Annotated in this window: 12 protein-coding genes and 1 tRNA gene; 7 read left to right on the forward strand and 6 right to left on the reverse strand. The window is 63.8% G+C overall.

Annotation, left to right across the window (positions count from 1 at the left end; genetic code table 11):
- Positions 1 to 3: 3 nt before the first annotated feature.
- On the reverse strand, positions 4 to 531 hold the full coding sequence (gene mobB / locus IVB54_RS30565) for a molybdopterin-guanine dinucleotide biosynthesis protein B (protein WP_085350470.1): 528 nt from the start codon (positions 529 to 531) through the stop codon (positions 4 to 6).
- A gap of 207 nt (positions 532 to 738) precedes the next feature.
- On the opposite strand from mobB, the gene fdhD reads away from it, so the two are divergent.
- Together fdhD and mobA are read left to right on the forward strand one after the other, a co-directional pair.
- On the forward strand, positions 739 to 1,629 hold the full coding sequence (gene fdhD / locus IVB54_RS30570) for a formate dehydrogenase accessory sulfurtransferase FdhD (protein ID WP_018456157.1): 891 nt from the start codon (positions 739 to 741) through the stop codon (positions 1,627 to 1,629).
- Positions 1,616 to 2,251: a molybdenum cofactor guanylyltransferase MobA gene (mobA, locus tag IVB54_RS30575; protein ID WP_039799641.1), complete on the forward strand. Its 636-nt coding sequence runs from the start codon at positions 1,616 to 1,618 to the stop codon at positions 2,249 to 2,251. Before fdhD ends, mobA begins: the two co-directional genes overlap by 14 nt.
- 7 nt (positions 2,252 to 2,258) lie before the next feature.
- On the opposite strand, the gene IVB54_RS30580 is transcribed toward mobA, so the two are convergent.
- The 3 genes from IVB54_RS30580 to IVB54_RS30590 are packed head-to-tail and all read right to left on the reverse strand — an operon-like array spanning position 2,259 to position 6,215.
- The gene (locus IVB54_RS30580; RefSeq protein WP_018456159.1) at positions 2,259 to 4,208 is read right to left on the reverse strand and encodes a molybdopterin biosynthesis protein; all 1,950 of its coding nucleotides are present in this window, start codon (positions 4,206 to 4,208) and stop codon (positions 2,259 to 2,261) included.
- A 12-nt stretch (positions 4,209 to 4,220) separates the two neighbouring features.
- On the reverse strand, positions 4,221 to 5,327 hold the full coding sequence (locus IVB54_RS30585) for a molybdopterin-binding protein (RefSeq protein ID WP_247776595.1): 1,107 nt from the start codon (positions 5,325 to 5,327) through the stop codon (positions 4,221 to 4,223).
- 54 nt (positions 5,328 to 5,381) lie between these two features.
- Complete coding sequence (locus IVB54_RS30590; protein ID WP_247363726.1) at positions 5,382 to 6,215, reverse strand: substrate-binding domain-containing protein; 834 nt, start codon at positions 6,213 to 6,215, stop codon at positions 5,382 to 5,384.
- 301 nt (positions 6,216 to 6,516) lie between these two features.
- On the opposite strand from IVB54_RS30590, the gene IVB54_RS30595 reads away from it, so the two are divergent.
- Positions 6,517 to 7,410, forward strand: a complete 894-nt coding sequence (locus IVB54_RS30595; RefSeq protein ID WP_018456162.1) for a helix-turn-helix transcriptional regulator — start codon at positions 6,517 to 6,519, stop codon at positions 7,408 to 7,410.
- 99 nt (positions 7,411 to 7,509) lie between these two features.
- A complete protein-coding gene (locus IVB54_RS30600) occupies positions 7,510 to 8,739 on the forward strand; it encodes an ABC transporter substrate-binding protein (RefSeq protein ID WP_018456163.1) in 1,230 nt (409 codons plus the stop codon).
- A 184-nt stretch (positions 8,740 to 8,923) separates the two neighbouring features.
- On the opposite strand, the gene IVB54_RS30605 is transcribed toward IVB54_RS30600, so the two are convergent.
- Positions 8,924 to 9,901 carry a TAXI family TRAP transporter solute-binding subunit gene (locus IVB54_RS30605; protein ID WP_247363727.1) on the reverse strand — a complete coding sequence of 326 codons (978 nt, stop codon included), beginning with the start codon at positions 9,899 to 9,901 and terminating at the stop codon, positions 8,924 to 8,926.
- A gap of 107 nt (positions 9,902 to 10,008) precedes the next feature.
- Here IVB54_RS30605 and IVB54_RS30610 point away from each other — a divergent pair, with 107 nt between their 5' ends.
- Both IVB54_RS30610 and IVB54_RS30615 read left to right on the forward strand, forming a co-directional pair.
- Positions 10,009 to 10,983: a tripartite tricarboxylate transporter substrate binding protein gene (locus IVB54_RS30610; protein WP_247363728.1), complete on the forward strand. Its 975-nt coding sequence runs from the start codon at positions 10,009 to 10,011 to the stop codon at positions 10,981 to 10,983.
- Positions 10,984 to 11,363: 380 nt separating this feature from the next.
- A tRNA-Ile gene (locus IVB54_RS30615) sits at positions 11,364 to 11,439 on the forward strand.
- A gap of 222 nt (positions 11,440 to 11,661) precedes the next feature.
- On the opposite strand, the gene IVB54_RS30620 is transcribed toward IVB54_RS30615, so the two are convergent.
- Positions 11,662 to 13,452, reverse strand: coding sequence for a hypothetical protein (locus IVB54_RS30620; protein WP_346658305.1), 1,791 nt, complete (start codon positions 13,450 to 13,452; stop codon positions 11,662 to 11,664).
- A 261-nt stretch (positions 13,453 to 13,713) separates the two neighbouring features.
- Between IVB54_RS30620 and IVB54_RS30625 the strand changes: the two genes are divergently transcribed.
- Complete coding sequence (locus IVB54_RS30625) at positions 13,714 to 15,378, forward strand: amidohydrolase (protein ID WP_247563179.1); 1,665 nt, start codon at positions 13,714 to 13,716, stop codon at positions 15,376 to 15,378.
- Positions 15,379 to 15,448 lie beyond the last annotated feature (70 nt).

Here is a 15,448-nt window from a genome sequence, read left to right on the forward strand (position 1 = left end):
TCGTCAGCGCATCGCAGCGCTTTTCGCGACCGCTTCCTCGACCGGCATCGCCGCGCGCAGCAGCAATTCCGCGGCAGCGGCGATATCGTCGAGATGGACGGTCGGCAGTCGCGTTTCAATGGCGACATCGGCCGCGATCCCGTAAATTCCGGGATCATCGGGAAACAGCAACGGCTTGTCGTTGGCCGCGCGATGCACCTCGATCTTGCGATGCGGCTCGCGCTTGAAACCCTCGACCACGACGAGGTCGACGGCTGACAATTTGCTCAACAGTTCCGGCAGTCGCGGCTCCGCCGCCCCGCGCAATTCGTGCATCAGCGCCCAGCGATTTGACGAAGCAACCAGCACCTCGGCCGCGCCGGCCTCACGATGGCGCCAGGAGTCCTTGCCGGGAACGTCGACGTCGAACTGGTGATGCGCATGCTTGATGACCGAGACGCGCAAGCCAAGCGCATTGAAATGCGGGATCAGCCGCGTCAACAGCGTGGTCTTGCCCGCACCGCTCCAGCCCGCAAGGCCGATGACTTTCATTCCAGCTCCGTCTCCGCGAGCGACCAGGTCCCTGATGGAACCACTCTCTCCTCCGTCATTGCGAGCGCAGCGAAGCATCTAGGAATGGATCCACAGCGGCAGCCCGGATTGCTTCGCTTCGCTCGCAATGACGAAAAGGCGGCATTTCGTTCTTTCGCTAGCATGCTTATATCGGCTTGACCCGAATGTCATGCTAACGTCGCGGCCATGATGAAGATCGACAAAGCCCCAGTGCCCCTGATCGTCCCTGATACCGACGACCCGCGCCTCACCGAGAGCGTGACCGGGACCGACCAGTCCGGCGCCAGAATCGAGATCAAGGTGCCGGTGGAGCGCCCGCTGACGCTCTACCTGAATTCGCAGGAGATCGTCACCATGATGACGATCGGCGACTATCCGGAATATCTGGCGCTGGGCTATTTGCTCAACCAGAACATGCTGAAGTATAATGACGCGGTCACCGAGGTCGAATACGACGACGACCTCCAGGTGGTGGTGGTGCGCACCGAGCATCACACCAATTTCGAAGCCAAGCTGAAGAAGCGCACGCAGACATCGGGCTGCGCGCAGGGCACCGCCTTCGGCGATCTGCTGGAGGCGGTCGAGAGCGTGGCGTTGCCGAAGGCGGAGCTGCGGACCTCCTGGCTGTACCAGATGACGCAGACCATCAACACCATGCCCTCGCTCTATCTGGAGGCCGGTGCGATCCACGGCTGCGTGCTGTGCAGGGAGGGGGAGCCGCTCTGCTACACCGAGGATGTCGGCCGTCACAACGCCGTCGACAAGATCGCGGGCTGGATGTACCGCCACGGCGTCGATGCATCCGACAAGATCCTCTATACCACGGGACGGCTCACCTCTGAGATGGTGATCAAGACGGTCCGCATGGGAATTCCGATCCTGGTGTCGCGCTCCGGCTTCACCGCCTGGGGCGTCGATCTCGCCCGGCAGGTGGGCTTGACGCTGGTCGGCCGCGCGCGCGGCAAACGCTTCATCGCGTTGTCGGGGGAAGAGCGCATCGTCTACGACCAGAACCTCGCTTATGTCGAGGAGGAATCGGCCAAGCACAAGCGCAAGGGTGAAGGTGGTGACGATTAGCTGTCCGACCACGCAAGGCGTGCTGCTCGCCGGCGGCCTCGCGCGGCGCATGGGCGGCGGCGACAAGCCGATGCGCACTATTGGCGGCCGCACCATTCTGGAACGCGTGATCGCGCGCCTATCACCCCAATGCAGCGGGCTGATCCTCAATGCCAACGGCGATCCCGCCCGCTTCGCCGCGTTCGGTTTGCAGGTCGTCGCCGACGACGTGCCCGGCTTTCCCGGTCCACTCGCCGGCATCCTTGCCGCGCTCGACTGGACCGCGGCGAACCGGCCTGAGGTGGAATGGGTGCTCAGTGCCGCCGGCGACTGTCCATTCCTGCCGCGCCATCTGGTCGCGCGCTTGCATGACGAACGCATCGCGGCGAATGCCGAGCTCGCCGTTGCGGCGTCGGGCGGCCAGTCGCATCCGGTGATAGGCTTGTGGCGCGTTGGCTTGCGAGACGAACTGCGTCACGCGCTGGTGGTCGAGGATCTCCGCAAGATCGACCGCTGGACCGCGCGTTATCCGCTCGCGACCGTGACGTGGCCGAGCGAACCGCTCGATCCGTTCTTCAATGCCAATACGGTCGAGGATATCGCGGAAGCCGAGCGGCTCGCCGCACTGGATGCGGCGTCCTAACCAAGCTCTACGCCGGCCGGAATCCGGCCCGCTCCAGCGCGGCACGCGCTTCGTCCGAGCCGAGCGCATCGAGAAAGGCCCGCACCGCCGGACGCTGCTTCCGCGCCGTCACCAACGCGAAGTCATAATGCTCCTCCGCGAGCGGAATGAAACCGAGGCCGACCGCCTTGGCGACCGGCGCAATGGTCATGCCCCAGTCGGCGCGATGCTGCGCGACCGCCGCGGCCACCGCGTTGTGCGAGCGTGGCTGGTTCCAGTAGCCTTCCGGGCGCGCACCACCGAGCAACCGGTCGATCAGGATGCGCGTGCCGGCGCCCTGGTTGCGGTTGACCATGATGCAGGAGGGATCAGCGAGCGCCGCGACGACGGCGTCCTTCGCGCTGTGGCCTTCGAAACGCTTGTCGCCCTTGCGGAACACGATGCCCTGCATCCGTCGCCAGCCCGGCACGAGTTCGAGACCTTCGACGAGGTAAGGCGCATTGTAGGTCTCGCTCTTGTCGTCGAACAGATGGATCGGCGCCAGATCGCATTCGCCGCGCCGCGCCGCCGCAAGTCCACCGAGACTGCCGACCGCGATCGAGCGCACGGTCAGCCCGGCATGCGCGAGTTGCGCCGTGACGAGATCGAGGCCGGCGCAATGACTGCCGACGATGACGAGATCGGGCACCCGCACATGCGGCGTGAACAGCGTCACCTCGGCTTCGGTCCCGGCCGGCATCTGGTCGGCGAGTGCGTCGATGCGCAGAAAACCGTCGGCCTGCGCGAACGACGTGATCGCACCGGACCCCTTGCCGGAGGGATAAGCGATCAAGCCGTCCTTGCCTTCGACCAGCGAGACCATGACGAATTCGGTGCGGCCGAGCTCGGAAGCAATGCGCACCGGCACGGTCGCGCTCACCTTGGCATCGGAGCGCGGCGGCAGTCCGGCCATTTTGCGCAGCACCGGTACGATCATGTCGTGAAAGGTGAACATCGCCGAGGTCGGAAAACCCGGCAGGATCACCACCGGCTTGCCGTCGCACACCGCAAGACACAGCGGCTTGCCGGGCTTGAGCGCAATGCCATGCGCAATGATGCCGGGCTGGCCGAGCCGGCCGATGATGCGATGAGACAGATCGCCCGCGCCTTTCGACGTGCCGCCGGAGAGCACTAGCATGTCGGCGTCCGCCAGCGCACGCCGCATGGCGGCTTCGAGCTGAGCTTCGTCGTCGGGAATGGCGCCGAGGAAAACCGCCTCTCCGCCGTTCTCGTCGATCGCAGCAGTGACGATCGCGCCGTTGGTATCGTAAATCGCAGCAGGCGCGAGCACCTCGCCGGGCTGAACCAGTTCGTCGCCGGTGGAGATCACGGCCACACGAGGTTTGCGCACGACGCTCACCTCGGCAAGACCGCAAGCCGCCAGCATGCCCACCTCGCGCGAGCCCACGATCGTGCCGGCGCGCAGCAGCGCCTCGCCGCGCGCGATATCGGATCCTGCGTAGGATATGAATTGCCCGGGCGAGGCGGCGCGACGGACGTCGATGGTGGCCGATCCCGCCGGCTGGGTATGCTCGACCATGACCACGGCATCGGCACCGCGCGGCAGCGGACCGCCGGTGGCAATCGGCGTTGCCGTTCCCGCCGCCACTTGCAGCGCGGGTACGGTGCCGCAGTGAATAGTCTCGCCATTCAGCCCGAGGCGAACTTGCGCACCTTCGCCGGCTGTCGCAAGGTCCGCTGAGCGCACCGCGAAGCCGTCGACGTTGGAACGGTCGAACGGTGGCACGTCGATTGGCGCAGTGATGTCTTCAGCAAGCGACGCGCCGAGCGCTGCTGCGAGCTTGCGTCTTTCGCTTGGGATCGCGCGAGGGAACAGCGCAGCCTCGAAGCGTGCCAGGGCCTCCTCGCGGGAAACGATTTTCAGGAACTGTTCCTGTTCGAGTGCGCTGCGGACTTGCGATTGCGGGATCATGGTCATGCTAAACCCATATCATTCCCGCATCAGATAGGCATCGACCGGCGCGCCCACTGCAAATCCCTCGTGGCCGGCGGGAACAAGCAGCCATGCATCGGCACGGGCCATTGCCTGGAGCGGCCATTCTCCTACCGCAAGCGGCACCCACGCATGATGTTCCTCGGCCAGCAGGACCATTTCGGCGATGCCGACGCTGGATGCAATCTTTCGCGCGAGCGGCAAGACTATCTGTCGGCGCGGCTGCCGCGCCGACAGAAGGTCGACGAGCGGCAGCACGAGCGCGAGCCAGACCGCGAGCGCATGGTCCGGCGATCCGGGCAAGCCGACGACAGGAATGGTTCCCAGCCGCCCGATCGCGGCGGTGCGTCCGGGCTGGAGCGCAAGACCATGGGCAATCACGTCACCACCCTGGGCCAGCGCCGTGACCGCGGCATCCTTGCGACCGACGCCGCTGCCGCCGATCGTCAGCAGGAGATCGCAGGTAGGCGTCCCCAACGTCTCCGCGATCGATCCCGCGTCTCGCGCGCCGGCCTCGCTCGTCTGCACATCCAGTCCAGCGGCGCGAGCAATGTCCGCGATCAAATGCATGGTCAGCGTTGCACCTGATACATTGACAATGCGCAGCCGCGGACGGCGCACGCTCAGCCGGTCCAGCCCGGCGGCGCGCGCGAGCAAAAGAGCGGCAGGACCGACCGGATACCCCTCTGCGGCGGCAGGCGTTCGTCCGTCGATGTCGCTTCCTGCGCGCCTGACGCCCTGCCCCGGCACGCCCTCCGCCAACACCTGGGCGAGCGGACCAGACACCTCGACTGAATCGGCATCGAGCACACAGTCGCATCCCGCTGGCATCGCGTCGCCGGCATCGACCCAGGCGGGCGCTGTCGGCAGCGGCAGCGGTGAATAGGAGGACGCGCCGACCAGATCATTGGCGCATAACGCCCAGCCGTCCGCGGCAGCGACGTCACAGGATGGTCGAGGCGCGAGCAGCGGATTGCCCGCGGCGATGCAGCCGGCCGCTTCGCTCAGCGGCAACTCCACCGGCGTGAGCGGATCAAGCCCCTTCAGCAACGCGGCGAGCGCGGTGTCGAGTGGCGTCAGCGATGGCGGCAGGCGCTGGGTCATGCGCCATGATGGACCATGCATCGCCCGGTTTGGCAACCGCTGGCGACACGAACGTCAGCCGCCCGACTTGTCCGCATTGGGGAAGAACAGTTGTTGTCCGTCGACCTTGTATCCGGCGATCGCCGCCTGCCCGTCCGGCGAGATCAGCCAGTCGACGAAGTCTTGCCCCAATTCCTTCTTGACGTTCGGAAACTTCGCGGGGTTCACCAGCATCACGCCGTACTGATTGAGCAGCCGCTTGTCGCCTTCGACGACGATGTCGAGATCGCCGCGATCCCGAAAAGCGATCCAGCTGCCCCGGTCGGACAGCACATAGGCGTTCGCCGTGCGCGCTGCATCAAGGGCTGAGGCCATGTCCTGCTTGGCTTCGCGATACCATGCGCCCTTGGTACGGGCGATGTCGATGCCGGCGACGATCCAGAGCGCGAGCTCCGCGGCATGCGTGCCCGAGCGGTCGCCGCGCGTCACGAACGGCGCGCCCTTGGCCTCGATCGCCTTCAGCGCGGTCGCGATGTCCTTGCCCTTCACGCCGGCGGGATCGCTCTTCGGCCCGATCAGCACATAGTCGTTGTACATCACGTCAAAGCGCTTCACCGCAAAATCGTCGGCAACGAATTTCTCCTCCTGCGGCCGTGCATGCATCAGCACGACGTCGACTTCGCCCCTTCGTGCCCCCTCGAGCACCTCGTCGGCGCGCCGCGCGATCACCGTCACCTCGATGCCGGTCTTCTCACGGAACATCGGCAGCAGATAGTCGAGCAGGCCGGACTCCTGCGTCGCTGTGGTCGTGGCGAGCACGATCGCGCGGTCCTCCGCGGATGACGCTGCAACGCCGGCGACGAGGCCGCAGAGAAGCGCGAGTGCAACGGAGAGGCGGCGGACGGCCATGATCGGGTTCCCACTGGCTATGACGCGATCATGATGCTGATGGATTGCGCCGCACTCGTGACGCGTTTGCACATTGTGCCCGCAGCGTCGGGAAATTCCGGCAATGCGCCGCGCGCGAAGACCGCAAGATCCGCACCACGCGAGCGATTCAGGATCGTTCACCAAGGCAGAGATCGCGCGTGGGGATGTGTTGCAAAGCAGCGAGATGATCGGGCATGGTCGTGGCGGACAAAACTTGAAATGCAGAATTCCACCTGCGTCGAACGTCAAAAAGAAGCAAGAATTTGCATAGGAATGCAGGATGGAATTCCTGACGACCAGCGAAGCCGCCGACTATCTTCGGCTCGGCGAACGCAAGCTTTACGAACTCGTCACCACCGGTGCGATCCCCTGCACCAAGGTGACCGGAAAATGGCTCTTCCCGCGGCACGAACTCGACCTCTGGGTGCTGTCCGGACTGGCGCGCCCGGCCGGCATGCTGATCGCGGAGCCGCCGCCGGTCGTCGGCGGCAGCCAGGACGAGCTTCTAGATTGGAGTCTGCGCGAATCCGTCTCGGGCCTGGGCTCGATGAGCGAGGGCAGCGCACGCGGGCTCGAGCGCTTACAGCGCGACGAGGTGATGGCCGTGGCAATGCACTTCCACAGCGTCGACGCCGACGGCAATCTTGCGGCCGAGGCCAATGCGACGGTCCTGCGAGACGCTCCGGACCTGCATGATGCATTGCTGGTCGCGTTCGCGCGCCGCGAGCAGGGTCTCGTGCTGCCGCCGGGCAATCCCAAGCGGCTGCGCGGCCTTTCCGACGTGCTCGCGCTCGGGGCCAGGATGGCGATGCGACAGCAGGGCACGGGCGCGCAGATGCTGCTCGATGTGCTGCTGAAGCGCGCCGGCGCCTCGACGCGCGATTTGCGCCGGATCGAGATGCCGGCCCTGACCGGGCCGGATCTCGCCGAGATCGTTCGCGCGGGACAGGCCGATTGCGGCATCGCGACGCGTGCGTCCGCGCGCTCGGCCGGCCTCGATTTCGTGCCGCTGGTCTGGGAGAACTTCGACCTCGCGATGCGGCAGCGCAGCTATTTCCGCCCCGCCATGCAGGGCCTGATCCGGTTCCTCGGCGAAAAGCGGTTGGTCCAGCGCGCCGAGGAGCTGACCGGCTACGATCCCTCCCCGGCCGGACAAATCCGCTTCGCCGCCTGACGTTGACGCCCGCCCCCAAATAGTTGCAAAAGAAACCAATTCAGCCGGGCCATACCCGGGGGTACACCGGCCAACGCGCCGGATCAGGGGAGGACAAATATGAAGCCAACGAGATTTGGACTGCCGGTCGCTGCCGGCTTTGCAGCGACGTTCCTGGCGGCGACGCTGCTGCCGGGCGCCGCAATGGCGCAGGTGTCCGACGACGTCGTCAAGATCGGCGTGCTCACCGACATGAACGGTCCGGCCTCGGCGCCGACCGGCCAGGGTTCGGTGACGGCGGCGCAGATGGCGATCGACGATTTCGGCGGCACCGTGCTCGGCAAGCCGATCAGCATCGTCGTCGGCGACCACCAGCTCAAGGCCGATATCGGCGGCGCCATCGCGCGGCGCTGGTACGACGTCGACCAGGTCGATCTGATCGTCGACGTGCCGGTCTCCGCGGTCGGGCTCGCGGTGCAGAACATGGCCAACGAGAAGAAGCGGCTGTTCATCACCCACTCGACCGGCACCGCGGATTTCCACGGCAAGTTCTGCTCGCCTTATGCGATCCAGTGGGTGTTCGACACCCGCGCGCTCGCGGTCGGCACCGCGGACGCGGTGGTCAAGCGCGGCGGCGACAGCTGGTTCTTCATCACCGACGATTATGCCTTCGGCCATTCGCTGGAGCGCGACGCCTCGGCGGTCGTGACCGCCAATGGCGGCAAGGTGCTGGGCTCGGTGAAGCCGCCGCTGGCGACGCCCGACCTCTCCTCCTTCGTGCTGCAGGCGCAGGCCTCCAAGGCCAAGATCATCGGCATCGCGGCGGGTCCGCCGAACAACATGAACGAGATCAAGACCGGCTCCGAATTCGGCGTGTTCAAGGGCGGCCAGCAGATGGCGGCGCTGCTGGCGCTGATCACCGACATCCACGGCCTCGGCCTGCAGGCAGCCCAAGGGCTGTTGCTGACGACGTCGTTCTATTGGGACTTGGACGACAAGACCCGCGAATGGTCGAAGCGCTACTTCGCCAAGATGAACAAGATGCCGTCGATGTGGCAGGCCGGCGTCTATTCGAGCGTGATGCACTATCTCAACGCCATCAAGGACACCGGCACCGACGATCCGCTCAAGGTGGCCGCCAAGATGCGGGAAAAGCCGATCGAGGATTTCTTCGCCCGCAATGGCCGCTTACGCGAAGACAATCTGATGGTGCACGATCTGTGGCTGGTGCAGGTGAAGACGCCGGAGGAAAGCAAATATCCGTGGGACTATTACAAGATCCTCACCACGATCTCGGGCGACAAGGCGTTCGGTCCGCCGGACCCGGCGTGCGCGATGGTGAAGAAGTGAGGGTGTAGCGACGCCGCGCTGACGGTGCACCCTCTCCCCTTGCGGGAGAGGGTGGATTCGCGAAGCGAAGCCGGGTGAGGGGTCGTCTCCGCGAGTCCAACTCGCTGTTGAGTTCGCGGAGAGATACCCCTCATCCGGCGCTTCGCGCCACCTTCTCCCACAGGGGGAGAAGGAAGGAAGCGCGCTACTTCACCACCCCGATCTCGCGAAAGTACTTGATCACGCCGGGATGGATCAGCTCGGGCTTCGGCGCGGCGGCGACGGTGTTCGCGGCCGTAGTCTCGCAGGCTTGCGCGAGCTGCTTGCAGAAGGTCGGCTCGACACCGTGAAGCGTCTTCGCCAGGCGATAGGCGACATCGTCAGGCAAATCTTCGCGTGTCAGCACAAAGCTCCAGGAGCCGAGCGAGGCGATCGGCTCGGACTGGTTCGGGTAGCTGCCGGCCGGGACGGTGAGCGGCTTCAGGAAGGCATGCTTGGCGCGGATGCGCGCGATCTCCTCGGCACTGGGCGCGATGAAGCGCGCGCCTGATACGCTCGAGGCCACCGCCGCGAAACCGGGCCAGCCGATGCCGGCGCCCCAGAGTGCTGCGACGCGGCCATCCTCGACCATCGCGGGGCCGTCGCCGGCGCGGTCGAGATAGATCGCCTTGAAGTCCTCGTCCTGCTTCAGGCCGAGGCCATCGAGCACGTAGCGCGCCAGGATCGGCAGGCCGGAGCCCTTGGCGCCGAACGCGACGGGCTGACCGACGAGATCGCGAATGGTCTTGTACTGACTGTCCGCGCGCACCACGAACATGCCGGGGTTGGAATAGATCGCCGTGAGAATCTTCAACGAGACCTTCGCACGGCCGATGCCGGCGAAGGCTTCATAGGCCGGCTCGCCCGCGACCAGAGCGAGATCGAGCTCGCCCTTCTCCAGCAGCGGGATGTTCTCGTTGCTGCCCTTGGTGTTGCGCGGGGCAATGATGGTTTGCGGATCGGCTGCGTTCATCGCTTGCGCAAAGGCGTTGCCATAGAGCGGAAAGCCGCCGCCGGGCGTCGCAGTGCCCAAGCTGATCGTCAGGCTGGGTGTGTTGGTCGGAATGGCGTTGGCTCCGGTTTGAGCGGCGGCGGGGCTTGAAAGCAGCGCCGCGCCGAGCAGGAAAACAAAAGCGAATCTCATGGTCGGTCCCGGCGGGGGCGCGTCAACATCGACTTGCGGCGATGTAGGCAGCGCCCCGATTTTGTGAAAGCATGCAGCCCAACGACAATAGAACAATGGGAGACGTCATGTTGCGAATTTTGCGTAACAGTGTTTGCGGGCTGGTTTTCCTTTCAACGCTGTTGGGCGCCGCACCTCCCGCCTCCGCCGCTTATCCCGACCGTCCCGTGCACTGGATCATCGGCTTCTCCGCCGGCGGCCCGGTCGACATCGTGGCGCGGATCATGGCGCAGTGGCTGACCGACCGCTTCGGCCAGCAATTCATCGTCGAGAACCGCACCGGCTCGGGCGGCAACATCGCGGCCGCTGCCGCGATCGCCTCACCGCCGGACGGCTACACGCTGCTGTTCGTCGCGCCCAACAACGCGATCTCGACCTCGCTCTACAAGAAGCTGCCGTTCGACTTCCTGCGCGACACCGTGCCGGTCGCGAGCATCATGCAGCTCACCAACATGCTGGTCGTCTCCAACGCGTTCCCGGCGAAGACGGTTCAGGAGTTCATCGACTACTGCAAGGCCAACCCCGGCAAGATCTCCTTTGCCTCGTCCGGCAACGGCACCTCGGTGCATATGTCGGCGGAGCTGTTCAAGGTGATGAGCAAGTGCGACATGGTGCACGTGCCCTATCGGGGATCTGCGATCGCCTTCCCCGACATCATCTCCAACAAGGTGCAGCTGATCTTCGACAACCTCCCCTCCGCGATGGAGCAGGCCAAGGGCGGCAATGTCCGCGCGCTCGGCGTGACCTCGCCGCAGCGCTGGCCGAGCGTGCCCGATGTGCCCGCGATCGCCGAGACGTTGCCCGGCTTCGAATCGGTCGGCTTCTACGGCATCTCCGCGCCGAAGGGCACGCCGGCCGACGTGATCGAGATCCTCAACAAGGCCGTCAACGAGGCGCTGAAGGACCCGAAGCTGGTCGCGCGCCTCACCGAGACCGGCGGCATCCCCAAGCCGATGACGCCGGCCGAGTTCGGCAAGCTCGTCACCGACGAGACCGAGAAGTGGCGCAAGGTGGTGGAGTTCGCCGGCGTGTCGGTGGACTAGGCCTGCGGAACTGCCGCGCGCCTGCAGCGCGCCAACGCGACATCGGAGGGGATCGGAAGACCCCTCTCCAACAAAATGTGCGAAAACAACCCCATGCACAGTAGAAAGATCTTGGCATTACAAGGGGTTACAGAATCGAAAACCGAACCCCCTGGCGCGATTGCCAGAGGGCGGGGACGAAGGCTCGGCGAGATGGGCTTGCGCCGTCGGGTAAAACAGGACTATAAGGGCATCATCGCCAATTTCGGTTATTCAAAAATCCCAAGGCTTGCCGCGCCAACGTTTGCAACCGCCGGCGCCAGCATTGCACCCCCGCCTCCGTCCCTGTAAACGAACCGCGCACCGTTGCCGGCCGCAGCTTTCGCGGCCGTCTCGCGGCGGGGCCTGTAGCTCAATGGTTAGAGCCGGCCGCTCATAACGGTCTGGTTGCAGGTTCGAGTCCTGCCGGGCCCACCAGCAAATGTTGGACGCCATGGAAGTTTGGACTTGCGCCACCCAGGCTGGACTCCGCGCCATGTATGTCTGGACGGGTGGAGCAAGTACCCTGCCTCCACTAGTGCGTTTATGGTTAGAACTAGCCGCCCATAACAGCGGCGTTGCGGTTCGATTTCACGCATCCGTCGACGAAACATTATTCATGTGAGCCGGATGTGGCTTCCGACCACGCGTGGTGAGAATCTAGTCTGCCCTGTCGCTTCGGAGCGAACCGAACATGTCGCGGACGCTGTCCTCGGAATGGCCGGACTCTCTCTGGCGATCACGATACTCGTCCATCATCTGGTCAGCTCGCTGCTCTTCGTAATCCGTGTACTCAGCGTATACTTCTTCCAGCCTCTCCAATTCCGGACTAACGTCCACGCCAAGGGTCGACGCGAATAGCTCATAGGCACCTCGAAGGCCGTTGAAGTCGTCCTCTTTGCGGCATTCGTCGATATCAGAGGCGATCTCGTGTCTTGAGTTCTCGAACGCTGCCCGTAGCACAGCTAGGTTCGCCGCGCTTCTAGGTTCTTCGAGGTCGAGCACGCTGACAATTTCACTGAGCTCAACTGACCTGCAGGAAACCTGCGCCTGCTTTAAGAGCTGTTCAATTAGCTCGTGCTTCAACGTTGGAGATTGTAGTGGTGCCCACGAGACGCGCTCAAGTGCGCGGAGAGCTTCGACACCATCGATGATCGACATTTCACGGTCGCGCCAACTTGAGGACATATCACCCCCAAGCGACTTGGCGAGATCTAGCATATCCTTAGTCTTCATCGCATCTGCGAGAGGGACGATTGCGGCGAAGCGCGTTTCTTCCGTCCACTCTATCAGGAAGGTCCCATTCTGCAATTCGACCAGCCGATGCGATCTCGATGTAGCGTTTCGTATAGCAGCGGCAATGGATTCGCCGCCTTGGACGAGGGCTGCTCTAACCCCTTTGACGCCACGTTTGCTTATATTCCAGACTCGTTCGATTTGGCTGAAATCTACGGCGCCAACGACTAGGTCGACTGCGTTTTCCGGCGCCCTGCGAATGACTGCGTTGACCAAGTCGATGACCGAGGGATCAAGAACTTCGAAGGCGTTACCACCCGTCGGCCGGAGGAACGCGTTAGCGAGTTCGGCCATCGCGGTAGCCCAGTCTTCCGGCTTTCGTTGGAAGCCCCACCGCTTTGCACGTGCGTCGTGGAGCTTTTTGAAGGTCGGCTGGAGGACTACGCCCTCCGCCTTGCCGCCGAGGCTGTAAAGTGTCAGCAACAGGGAGCGACCAGCGTCGCTAAGTTGATGGTCGTAGGCATGCAACCAGACCTCAGAGGGGTCCTTGAGCAAATTGCGAACAAAATCTCGGTACTCGCCCGGCGAAATAGCCTGAATTCGGCTGAAGCTCGACAGCCATTCGATCAAACGCGGATTAAACTTTGGGTGCCGGACGACTTCGAGATAAAAGTCGGATCGCAATAGAGCATCCTTGTAAGCGCCAGGCAGCTCGCTGAAATAGAGGTGATTGTACAGGATTTGAGCCTTCTGGGCGAAGCTGTAGTCTCCAATTTGCAGGACGACTTTGTGGCCGTTGAGGCCGACTTGACGGAGTCGTTCCGACGCGGCGACGGCTTGCCCAAAGATGTGCTCGCGAGTGGTTAGCACCAGGCGGGCCTTCGGTGAGGCCCTAACCATTTCGATGAAGTCGGAAATGGCGCGGTCTTCGTTGCGAAGCAAACCGGATGTGCGATCGCCGAGGAAGGTTGCGCCCATAAAATCGTCAAAATAAAAAATCTGTGACTTACCACGCTGAAAGAGTTTCTGTCCTTCGGCAAGATCGCGGCGGATCACCACCGGCTCCCAACCGCGTTCAAGGTGCTTGTAAAGCAGCATGTTAGCCAGAGTCGTCTTTCCAACGCCGGGCGCCCCAGAGATGATAACCACTCTGCTCCGGTCGAGGATATCGAGGGCGTTCGGATAAGGTCCTTCGCGCGTCGACGCGAGGAGCAACAGGAGTTGGAGATCAAATCAGAGCAGGCGTTCGAGTTCCTGATCTAGGTGACAGTGCAGTCATGAGTACCACCGTTTTCGCGGATTCGATGGCTCACGAATTTAGTGCACCGTCACCCTAATACGCCTCACCAAATTTCCGGTGGACCGCCTGATTTTGTTGGTGCCAGACATGATTAATATCACGACACTCCCGTTGCGACACGCGATGTCCGCGAGCGCATCCAGCGGCGGACGTGTGGCGCCGCTTCGGCCTCTCTCATGTCGGGACTGATGATGCGCAAGCTTCTGGCGATTTTGGTGATCTCGTGCTGGGCCAGTTTGGCTTACGCACAAAAGGCCGACCTCATTGTCACGAACGCAAAGCTCGTGACGCTGGATCCCGCATCGACGATCGCGCAGGCTCTCGCAGTCCGCGACGGCAAGATCGTCGCAATTGGCGGCAACGATGCCATGGAAGGCCTGATCGGGCCCGCGACGCGCCGTGTCGACGCAGGTGGACGCACAATCATTCCGGGATTGATCGATTCCCATATTCACGCGGTGCGCGCCGGCCTGACCTACGCAACCGAGGTCAACTGGATCGGCGCAAAGACGATTCCCGAGGCCATGGAACGCTTGCGCCAGGCGGCAACAGCGCGCCCGGCATCCTGGATCATCGTGGCCGGCGGCTGGAGCGAATTGCAGTTTACTGAGAAGCGGCGGCCAACGCTCGCCGAGGTGATGGCGGCCGTTCCCGACAATCCGGCTTACATCCAGCTGTTCTATTCGGCGGTGCTGATGACGCCAAAAGCGCAGCAAGCCCTCGGGATGTCCGCGGATCAGTTGCCGGCCGGTATCACGACTGAGCGCGCCGCATCGGGCGACGCCACGGGGTGGCTCAACGGCTCCATCGTCAGTATCTCCGCGCTGTTCGATCGGCTGCCGAGGCCGAATTTCGAAGAGAATGTCGCCGGGACCCGGCAGTTCTTCACGGAGCTCAATCGTCTCGGCGTGACCGGGATCGTGGATCCCGGCGGCTTCAGCATCTATCCCAGCCACTACGCGGCCTTGCAAAAGCTCTGGCGTGACAAATCATTGTCGGTTCGCGTTGCCTTCAGCCTGTTCGCCCAGAATGTCGGCGCGGAATTCGACGAGTACAAGACTCTCACGCCGTTCCTGCCGATGGGATTCGGCGACGACATGCTGCGGTTCAACGGACTAGGCGAGCGGATCACCGGCGCCATGTACAACAACAATGCGCCTGACGCGGCCGCCAAGGACAAGTTCCGCGAGATCATTCGCTGGGCGGCCAAACAAGGGCTGACAGTCACCATCGACTGGCAGGAAGACAAATCCGTCCATCACCTCCTGGACCTCTATGACGAGGTCAACAAGGAGACGCCGCTCGCGCCGTTGCGCTGGTCCATCGCCCATCTCGACAACACCTCGCCCCAAACGCTGGCGCGCATGAAAGCCCTTGGTATCGGCTGGACCATGCAGGACGCGATGTATCTCGGAGGTGACCGTATCGTGGCGCAGGTCGGCGAAGCCGCCCGCAGCATGCCACCCCTCGTCACGGCGTTGCGCATGGGAGTCCATGTCGGGGCCGGCACGGATGCGCATCGGGTCGCATCCTACAATCCGTTCGTGGCGCTGCAATGGATGCTCGACGGCAAGACCGTCGGCGGACTCTCGACGCGCGGCCCGGACGAAACACCCAGCCGCGAAGATGCCTTGCGCCTCTACACCGTGGGAAGCGCGTGGTTCTGCTTCGACGAGACGCGGCGCGGCACGCTGGAGACCGGCAAGCTCGCCGACTTCGCGATTCTCGATCGGGATTTCCTGTCCGTCCCCGTCGAGCAGATTGGCGCCACGTCGTCTCTGCTGACGGTTGTGGGCGGCAAGGTCGTCTACGCAGCGGATGCTTTCGCGAGCGCGAAATAGGAGCTGGAGGGCCGCCGTCCGCTCATGACGGTCTGGTTGCAGGTTCGAGTCCTGCGGGCCCACCAGCTTT

The organism is Bradyrhizobium sp. CW1, from assembly GCF_023100665.1.
Taxonomy (GTDB): Bacteria; Pseudomonadota; Alphaproteobacteria; order Rhizobiales; family Xanthobacteraceae; genus Bradyrhizobium; species Bradyrhizobium canariense_D.

What these genes read in the sequence shown, in the direction of transcription:
- mobB (WP_085350470.1), bottom strand. Translation starts at nt 531, where the DNA reads ATGAAAGTCATCGGCCTTGCGGGCTGGAGCGGTGCGGGCAAGACCACG.
- IVB54_RS30585 (WP_247776595.1), bottom strand. Translation starts at nt 5,327, where the DNA reads ATGACCCAGCGCCTGCCGCCATCGCTGACGCCACTCGACACCGCGCTC.
- IVB54_RS30610 (WP_247363728.1), top strand. Translation starts at nt 10,009, where the DNA reads ATGTTGCGAATTTTGCGTAACAGTGTTTGCGGGCTGGTTTTCCTTTCA.
- IVB54_RS30600 (WP_018456163.1), top strand. Translation starts at nt 7,510, where the DNA reads ATGAAGCCAACGAGATTTGGACTGCCGGTCGCTGCCGGCTTTGCAGCG.
- IVB54_RS30605 (WP_247363727.1), bottom strand. Translation starts at nt 9,901, where the DNA reads ATGAGATTCGCTTTTGTTTTCCTGCTCGGCGCGGCGCTGCTTTCAAGC.
- IVB54_RS30580 (WP_018456159.1), bottom strand. Translation starts at nt 4,208, where the DNA reads ATGACCATGATCCCGCAATCGCAAGTCCGCAGCGCACTCGAACAGGAA.
- IVB54_RS30625 (WP_247563179.1), top strand. Translation starts at nt 13,714, where the DNA reads ATGTCGGGACTGATGATGCGCAAGCTTCTGGCGATTTTGGTGATCTCG.
- fdhD (WP_018456157.1), top strand. Translation starts at nt 739, where the DNA reads ATGATGAAGATCGACAAAGCCCCAGTGCCCCTGATCGTCCCTGATACC.
- IVB54_RS30595 (WP_018456162.1), top strand. Translation starts at nt 6,517, where the DNA reads ATGGAATTCCTGACGACCAGCGAAGCCGCCGACTATCTTCGGCTCGGC.
- IVB54_RS30590 (WP_247363726.1), bottom strand. Translation starts at nt 6,215, where the DNA reads ATGGCCGTCCGCCGCCTCTCCGTTGCACTCGCGCTTCTCTGCGGCCTC.